The organism is Paenibacillus sp. USDA918EY, from assembly GCF_009870825.1.
GTDB lineage: Bacteria > Bacillota > Bacilli > Paenibacillales > Paenibacillaceae > Paenibacillus_AQ > Paenibacillus_AQ albilobatus.
Genome location: NZ_WTWY01000033.1, coordinates 1 through 7941, shown reverse-complemented (window position 1 = coordinate 7941; position 7941 = coordinate 1). Strand labels below are relative to the sequence as shown.

The following is a 7941-nucleotide window of genomic DNA, read 5'->3' as shown; positions in this document are numbered from 1 at the left end:
GATTTCGGGGTCGTCCGCACCCGCATGCAACCTCGACCGCCAGAAGGACCCGTGAGGACGAAAATTCCGGCTCTCTCAGCTCTTTTATTCTCCGTTGCATACATTTACTAGTCTTTGAGCGAAAACGCCTGTAAGGGCCGTTTCTGTTCGTCTGGTGGTGGGCTCATTATAAAACTGCTGATTTTCGCTTCCCGACGAAGGTATTCCCAACTTGGAAACCCCTTTGCAATGAGCTAACTGCTTTACGGCAACGAGCCATCATTTTTACCGATCGTCGTAAATAGTGACCCCGTGGACGGCGGAGTCATCTTCATCGTTACTTCCCAGTTCAGGCTGATAAAGCATGTACAGGTTTGTGAGCCTTGAACCATTCTTCTCGGTCCCAATATATTTCTGGATCAAGCCCCTCTCCTCAAGTTTTTGAATGGATTTAATGGCGGTTCGACGACTTACGCCTAAATCTTTCGATATATCAGAATAACTTGCTTCAGCAAGTCCATCATGATTCATGCCGTGAAATAGATACAGATAGATGGACAATTCGCTGCCTTTCAGTCCCATTCTTTCGACGCCGGGTGGAAGCTCCGGTAAGCCCCCGCGATGTACTTCATCAGTAATATCACGCCTGTGCGATCCACGTTCCTCCATCTCCTTTCTAAGCAATCGGTCCAGCGCGCTGCCGCCCCCCTTTGAACCAGTCTCTGCTACTTGGAGCAATCCTTCCGGATCTACCACCTCGTAATCCTCATACCGTTTTTGGTTTAAATAGGTGGAAGGATGCGGGATGTGCTTTTTGTCCGTTTTAAGCAGCTTATGAGTCTCAGCGAAATTCGCTGTATTTTGAATGACGATAACTGGATCGAATGTTTTATCCTTGCACAGCTTTTCCCATACCTTCTTCGCATAGGCTTTTGCTATCTTGCGAGGATAGATTTCGTAGAATTGTTCAAACATCGATATATTATCTTTAATAAATATCTTTAAAAGATATATATCTTTATATGGGGTTCGGATCTGATACCCCAAAACTCCATCTTGAGGGTTCAAATCTGATACCTCGGGGGGATCAAATCTGATACCCCCTTCCCCTTCTTGAGGGGGGATCAAATCTGAACCCCCACCAAGTGAAAACAGGTCATGTTCGTCGCTCACAAAATCACCACTTTTCGGGATGTCCCATTCATCATAATTTTTGTTGAATGCCAGTTTCCGAGGCGTGTTGCTCGTCTCCCTTTGAGTCACCACCAGCACCTTTGCTTTGATTAAAGCGGACGTTTCACGCTTGATGGTGCTCTCCGGGAGCTGTGTCATTTGCTGCAGGAACTTGAGTGCAAAGTCATGATCCTTCCGCTGGAATCCATACGTGTAGCGCCAGATGATCATGATGATTCGGAACTGGGTGGCATTTAATTTCCGTGTTGCAATCTCCTCTAAGATTCGATGCGCGACCCGTGTGAATCCATCCTCAAGTTGCGGGTTTGCCATATCCCCTCACCAACGTTCAGGATGATGTTTGAAGCAAATCGATAATGCCGTCAAGCTGATCCAAGGCAAGATTGACGATCTTCAGGAGCAAGCATCCTGGTAACCCAATGCAAGGATCAGTGAGGCTGACCAAACAGCAATTTGAGGTTTTTCCAGCTAAGTATCTGCTTCCTCCCTTCGGTTTGGCCAAAGAGATACCGTTGCGCGCGCTGCGCAGCGACCGAAGGCCGGTCGAATCGGACCGAAATCCGCAAGGATTTGAGGGCAGATTCGTAAGGCAGGATAAGAAGCGTGGAACGCCTAATCCACACGTAACAGGCAAAGCCTGTTAGATACTGTTTAAGTTAGAGCCACTCTTTTGTCCACATCTAGGTAATAAACCTCCATGTGCAATCCACATTGTTCATGTAATAATAGGCCTCATTGGAGTGTTTGTAATCCTCTTTGATCGGGGTTGTTGAATTAATGCAAAGTGTCGTATTTATTCCCTCTTGATCGATGAGAACTCAAACTATTTAATGCAGTAAATACTTCATCACATTCTCGGCCACATAATTAACATCGTTAATTCAATTTATAAAGGGCTAAAATTCGGAATCAATTCCGATTCTCACCATTCATTTCAAGTCATCAAATGTCATCACTTCCATTTTCAAATCACCGCTCATATCGTTTATTCGTCCCTTTCTGTACTCTGAAGTGGTCACGAACAGCACAGTTGGGAAATTCCCATACCGCGCCTGCCACCGTCCAGAATCGCGCAGCTCCTTGTATGCCGTGATCTTTCTCTCATTAGCCGCCATTGTCTGCGTCAAATCAACCTCAACGAACGTATACTCCTTTCCAGTTCGAAACAGCGCATCACAGACGATCTCTTTACCATCCCATTTAACCGCGTACTCTGGCCGCCATAGTTCCGGCCGCCTGGCGATATAGACTTCATTCCGCATGATGATGTGCCGGGTCGCCTGGTTTCGCTTGCGGATCGTCTCGCTGCCGATCGTTCTCCGTCCGGCCGCGTTGAGATACCAGACAGTTTCGCCCTCGCGGTAACTATGGAGGTACTCTTTCATGTCGGTCAGGATCCGGAGTGCATTCCGGACTCCGCCGAGATTGTGCAGGCGCTGAACCTGGGACGTAGTCAGAAAGCCGAAACTGTCAAAGCTCGAGAGAATTTCCGTCCAACGGTTCAGCTTGATCTGTGTGAGATTCATAACGAATGACCTCCTCGCGTTGTGGTAAACCGGCAATAATCTTCTTGGCATCCTCAGCAGTCAGGAACGGCGCCTGCAGCGTCTCGTCATGCGCTGTCTGGAATATCAGGCGTCCGGGAATGTCCGGTAAATCTGCTGCCCCGTTATGGTCCAGCACGATGCGGCTCTGCGTATCATCGCGCGTGCGAAAGCAAATGGATGCGGCGATATTCGTCTTTATGAGGCCGTCAACGACGTCCGCGCTCGGCCGCTGCGTCGCCAGTACAAGGATGACGCCGGCCGCGCGCCCTTTTGCACTTAAGTTCGTAAGTTTCGTCTTGATCGCAGCCTTTATGACTCGATCCGGATCCCCAGGGCGTACCTTGAAATCCGCGAGTTCATCGACTACAAGCACCGCCTTATCCCCGGCCCATGACTGCGACCCGTTCGCAGCCATGATGCTATATCGGCGCTTCATCTCCGTTTCGATCTCCGTAGCCACCTTCAGAACCTCGCCGAGCTCCGTGGCGAAGCCCTTGACGCATTCCAGGCTGCGGAAACGTTTGTCCAAAATTACGGTTTTTACAAAAGATTCGCGTATTAATTTTGATAGAGTTGTCCATGCTGATAGAAAACGGGAGGTGGCTACGGATGGGGTTAGGTAAGCGAAGGTCCCCTTACGGGGCATTCCTGGATAAGCATCGGATAAAACAAGAGGAGATTGTTAAGATTTCGGGGCTGAGCCGGGAAACAGTTTCGGGGGTGTGCGGAGATCCGGAGTATAAGGTGCGTAGGAGCACAATGGTGTTGCTTTTAATGGCGGCCAAGCAATTAACCGGTAAGGATGTTTCGAAGGATGACTTTTGGGGGTAGAGCATCTTGGACAGTGTCAGGTTCTACGAAATTTTCGGGTAGGCATCATTTTGATGGGAACCTTGTTCTTTGCTTTCGCCAGTTGATGGGACGGTGTGTTTCTGTTCAATGAAATCTTTGCGGTCAATGGATTCGGGGAGTGAGAGCATTTCGAATATCTTTCCTGTCGGCAAATCGTACGACGTCGTACGATTACCAAACTGCTCGTAAGCCTGAATCATTCGGGTAGTGATAGGAGTTCAAAGATTTTGCTTGTTTCTAAAAGCGACGACGTCGTCGTATTTGAAAATTGGTCGATGTCGACGAATTTCCAAACTGGTCAAATGCTTTTATCATGTTCCAGGCTGTTCTTGGAGTTGCGACGTCGCAACCGAAGACGGAAACCACAAGATACCTTGCCACATGGCAAGATTTGGACCGTCGAGCTCGTTAAATACTGCAAACACGAATTCAAGTTCGGATTTTTGTCCGGATTATGGACAGAAATAAAAAAATAATGCGCCGGCGGTGTGAACTCGACGGCGCATTCTGAATTACCACTTACTAAGACTTCTTCGCTGCTGCGTACGCTCGTAAGCCCTCAAATGATTTTCCCATTCCTTCTGAGCATCATTCACGACAGCCTTAACAACTTTAGCATCAGCATTTCCTTGAATCGTAATATTTGTAGTAAACACCGGCGCCCATGTTCCCCCTGGACTCAATCCCAGCGCCTCGCCCGCAGCTGCGTACAGTCCACGCGAACGCCTCGAGTTATTAACTGGGATGACGAACTCATCATCTCCGCCCTCACCAATCAAAGCCATTGTAGGACTTGTTACATGACCACCGTCAGCGAATTCAGCATAATTTTTCATTGGTGAACCAGTTGGATATTTTATCACTGTTTGCGGTTTTCCGATTTCCCGATAAATGACATCAAGATCAATCTTCATGTTTTTAGGAAGCATGTCCAAATTATCGTTCAATTCGATAACCTTCTGGATTTCCTCGTCGAATCGCTTTTTCTGTTCTGCAGACATGTTTTTATATTGCTTTGCTTGCTCTTCAAAAGTGCCTTCTAGCCCAGACTGTATTTCGATATAGTGTTTAGCCTGATCATAAAGGGTTTGGTAACTCTTTTCGGCCTTTCCGAGTTCTTCGTTGCTGGTCCGTAGATTTTCAAGATTGCTCCGATACACGTCTTGCATTTCCTTCGCCATGTTTGCCAGATCAGCGTCCCGATTCCTCAAATCATCATTGCCATTCCTATATTTCTGTACATCGTCAAATAGTGCTGTTCGCTGCTCATTCCGTTCAGATAAGGACAAGGAGCGGTTTTGATTAATGGATTGCAAGCGTGCATTAAATTCTTGGTAGGCAGCCTGATCTTTCCGAGCCTGATCTTTTTTCCCTTCAAGTTCTGGAACAGCCTCACGAAGTTTACCGAGGTTCTCTTCCAATTCGGGAAGTTTAGTCATCCCGTCGAAAATGGTTTTCTCCAGATCGAGCTTGTTAAGCTCTTTCTGTGCATCCCTGATCTGCTGAGCATAACCCGCTTGTTCACGGAATCTCCCTGTCCTGGCATCTTCAGCACTTAAAATGTCCGGATTCATATCAATCAGTTCTTGCTCAACATTCTTTTGTTTCCGCCGGGCCTCAGCCAGCTCTTCTGCCGGTGTCGTTGAATCCTTGATCTTATCACTTAGACGATCATATTCTTTAATTAACTCCCTGGTTTTCCGACTTTGCTCATCGATCGCGCTGTAACTGGAATACGCCTCATCGAGCGATTCTCCCATGTTCAGAAGCGCCTGCCGAGCCTCTTCCTGGTGCTTTTTATAGGCAATAACCCCGGTCGTGATCACCCCGAGAGCGCCGACGGCGATCCCCACAGGATTCGTCATAAACGTGAGCGCCCGACCGAACTTGCTTACCCCGTTGGTCGTGTCAAATAACGATTTCCCAACCTTCGCAAAATCCTTGGACATGGATACGGCGTTTTTTGTTAGCATAGCAGCCGGAACGCCAAGGGCCAGCGTCTTGACCAGATCCTTATTATCGGACGCCCAATGGCTCAAATCCTGCAACATGGGCATTAAATCTTCTCCGATCGGGATGACGACGTTTGTCATCAGCTCCCGGCCGACCTTTTGGATATCCTTGGTGAGGCTGCTGTATTTGACCCCCTCAATTTGCTGCATGGTGTCGAGCGTTTTGTCGTATTCCCCGTTGACGTCCTTAAGAGCATCGACCGCAGCGCCTTTCAGGTCCTCATACTGCGTGCCGAACAAATCTACGGATAGCTGGTTCCGATAATTTATATCATCAATCTTATCCAGCTTCCCGATGATCTCGTTCAGAGCATCTTTCGCCTGCATCGATCCGTTGGCAAGCCCTTCGAAAATCCTTCCGCTATCACTCATTGTCTCCATGATAGCTTCGGCTGCTTTCTGAGACTTTTTGGCTGTACCATTCAGGTCCTTGATCATTTCCTTGGCCGTATCTTTGCCGACACGCTTTGCGAGTACCTGGAATTCCTTGACCTTGGCTCCGCCTTTTTTGAGCGCATCAATAAAATTCTCGATCCCTTCGGGAGCAAACAAGGCGGCCATGGTGTCATATATATTGTCGTCGCCACTCCGGATCCGGATATTGAACTCTTTGAGGAGGTCCCCCATTTTGTCCAAATTCCAGGTCCCGCTCTTGCTTCCGGATTCAAGGATGCTGAACATCTGCTCGGCGTTGTATCCGGCATCTTTGAAATGGACGGAATATTCATTGATCGTATCGAGAAAATCGTCATACCGATTCAGGCCGCGCTGCGTACCCTGTGCGATCAGGTTAAATGCCTGGTCGGCGGTAAGGCCCATGTTTCGCATCAGGGCGTCCACAGTCCGGACAGATTCGTTTATGTCGTAACCGAAAGTATCCCGCAGGATAATCGCTTTTTTGGTGGCTTCCTCAAGAGCATCGCCGGTCAGTCCGGTCACCTGTTTGACGTTTACAAGCGAATCGGCAATGTCGCGGAAACCTTCGCCGTAATTGCCATTATAAATTTCTTGAATGATGTCTTTAAACTGGGCCATTTCCTGCGCGGTTGCCCCGGTCGCCGCGCCCATTTGGTGTACAGAGTCATCAAGGGCGCCGACCTCGCCAATCATGTTCGAAAACATGTCCCCGACCGTCGTAATGATCTTATGGGCGCCGGTGAATTGAAGCGTCTTATCGAACACCTCTTTGAACTCCCGTGTCTGCTCGCGCAGATCATGAAAGGCTTCGGTCGCATCTTCTGCGTCAGCCGTTACTTTATCCAACCCCCGCGTGCGCCGGAGGCTGTTAAAATCCGTCTTGAGCGCCGTTACCTCATGGGAGAGCGTGTCGAACGTCCTTAAGAGTCGGGGGTCTATATCGCCATTAAGCTCGAATGTCATTTCAAACTTTTTGGGCATGGTTTAAACCTCCTTTGTGCCAATTTTGATTAATGATTTCATTGGGGTGTTCCACCTTGGTTTCGAAAACGCGTCATTGACGCATTGAGCACCTCAACAGCGACTTCCTCAACCGTTCGGCCCGTCTATAATTGCTTGTGCCACAATGCCGGCTGCACCTGGAGACTTAGCAAATTTATTTAGGGCGATGACGCGTTCGCGCTCAGCCTGCTTAACCTCTTCTATTACTTGGTTGTATAGATCCGGATATTTGCTTTGGAGCTCTTCTAATGTCATGTTTTTCATCCTTCCATATTTGATTGATTTGGCGCATTACTCTCCATTGGGGAGTATTTGGCCAAAGATGACAGCGCGCTCTCGATCTCTCGCCGAACAACAGCCTCAACGACATTAGCCGGCTCGTTTTCACATTCCGTAGCGATCCGGTTTGGGACGGCCAGTAGACGGGATTTTGTCGTCAGGATCAGGTCCGACAGCAGGATTTCCACGTCCGCAGCGGCATGGAGATTCCCCTTCATCTGCTCGAGCTCAAGCGCAGCCTTTTCAGCCTTTGCCTTCTCATGCTCGGTTTTGTAATCAATGAGCCGAGGCTTCTTGTCTTCCTCTTTGCCCCCTGATATGTGCTCACAGTATGCTTGGACAGATTCGGCCAGCAGGTATTTCCCCCTCCCTACCTGTTTCAGAACGCCGTCCCGGGTCAATTGACGTATCCATTGGGGAGTTTTCCCCACGATCGCAGCCAATTCTGAGGTGATTACCTCTCGATCCTGCTGGCTCTCCACTTTCGCTTTTTGATTTCCCATTTCTCATCACCTCACTTTCCCTTTTGCGTTGGTCTGGCTGTTTTGAATATTTCATACATTATTCGAAGCGAAAAATTGAAAAGTTCCCTTTCAGACGACCCGCATCCGAAAGGGAAAGTGATTTTTAAAATTAAAATCTAGCGGGATTTCGGGGTC

Annotated in this window: 7 protein-coding genes; all 7 read right to left on the bottom strand. The window is 48.5% G+C overall.

All coding sequences use genetic code 11. The features are described from left to right. Window positions 1-264 precede the first annotated feature (264 nt). The 7 genes from GQY55_RS30395 to GQY55_RS30370 all read right to left on the bottom strand — a co-directional run bounded on the left by GQY55_RS30395 (window position 265) and on the right by GQY55_RS30370 (window position 7785). On the bottom strand, window positions 265-1485 hold the full coding sequence (locus GQY55_RS30395; RefSeq protein WP_160045664.1) for a replication protein: 1221 nt from the start codon (window positions 1483-1485) through the stop codon (window positions 265-267). A 617-nt stretch (window positions 1486-2102) separates the two neighbouring features. Then, the gene (locus GQY55_RS30390) at window positions 2103-2699 is read right to left on the bottom strand and encodes a replication-relaxation family protein (protein WP_160045663.1); all 597 of its coding nucleotides are present in this window, start codon (window positions 2697-2699) and stop codon (window positions 2103-2105) included. After that, a complete protein-coding gene (locus tag GQY55_RS30385) occupies window positions 2644-3249 on the bottom strand; it encodes a hypothetical protein (protein WP_160045662.1) in 606 nt (201 codons plus the stop codon). The genes GQY55_RS30390 and GQY55_RS30385 overlap by 56 nt, the downstream gene beginning before the upstream one ends. A 325-nt stretch (window positions 3250-3574) precedes the next feature. Beyond that, window positions 3575-3772, bottom strand: a complete 198-nt coding sequence (locus tag GQY55_RS31705) for a hypothetical protein (RefSeq protein WP_236575975.1) — start codon at window positions 3770-3772, stop codon at window positions 3575-3577. Between the two features lie 312 nt (window positions 3773-4084). Then, on the bottom strand, window positions 4085-6982 hold the full coding sequence (locus GQY55_RS30380; protein WP_160045661.1) for a phage tail tape measure protein: 2898 nt from the start codon (window positions 6980-6982) through the stop codon (window positions 4085-4087). 108 nt (window positions 6983-7090) lie between these two features. Beyond that, complete coding sequence (locus tag GQY55_RS30375) at window positions 7091-7258, bottom strand: hypothetical protein (protein WP_160045660.1); 168 nt, start codon at window positions 7256-7258, stop codon at window positions 7091-7093. Between the two features lie 5 nt (window positions 7259-7263). Next, entirely contained in the window at window positions 7264-7785 is a 522-nt protein-coding gene (locus GQY55_RS30370) for a hypothetical protein (RefSeq protein ID WP_160045659.1), read from the bottom strand. Between the last annotated feature and the right edge of the window lie 156 nt (window positions 7786-7941).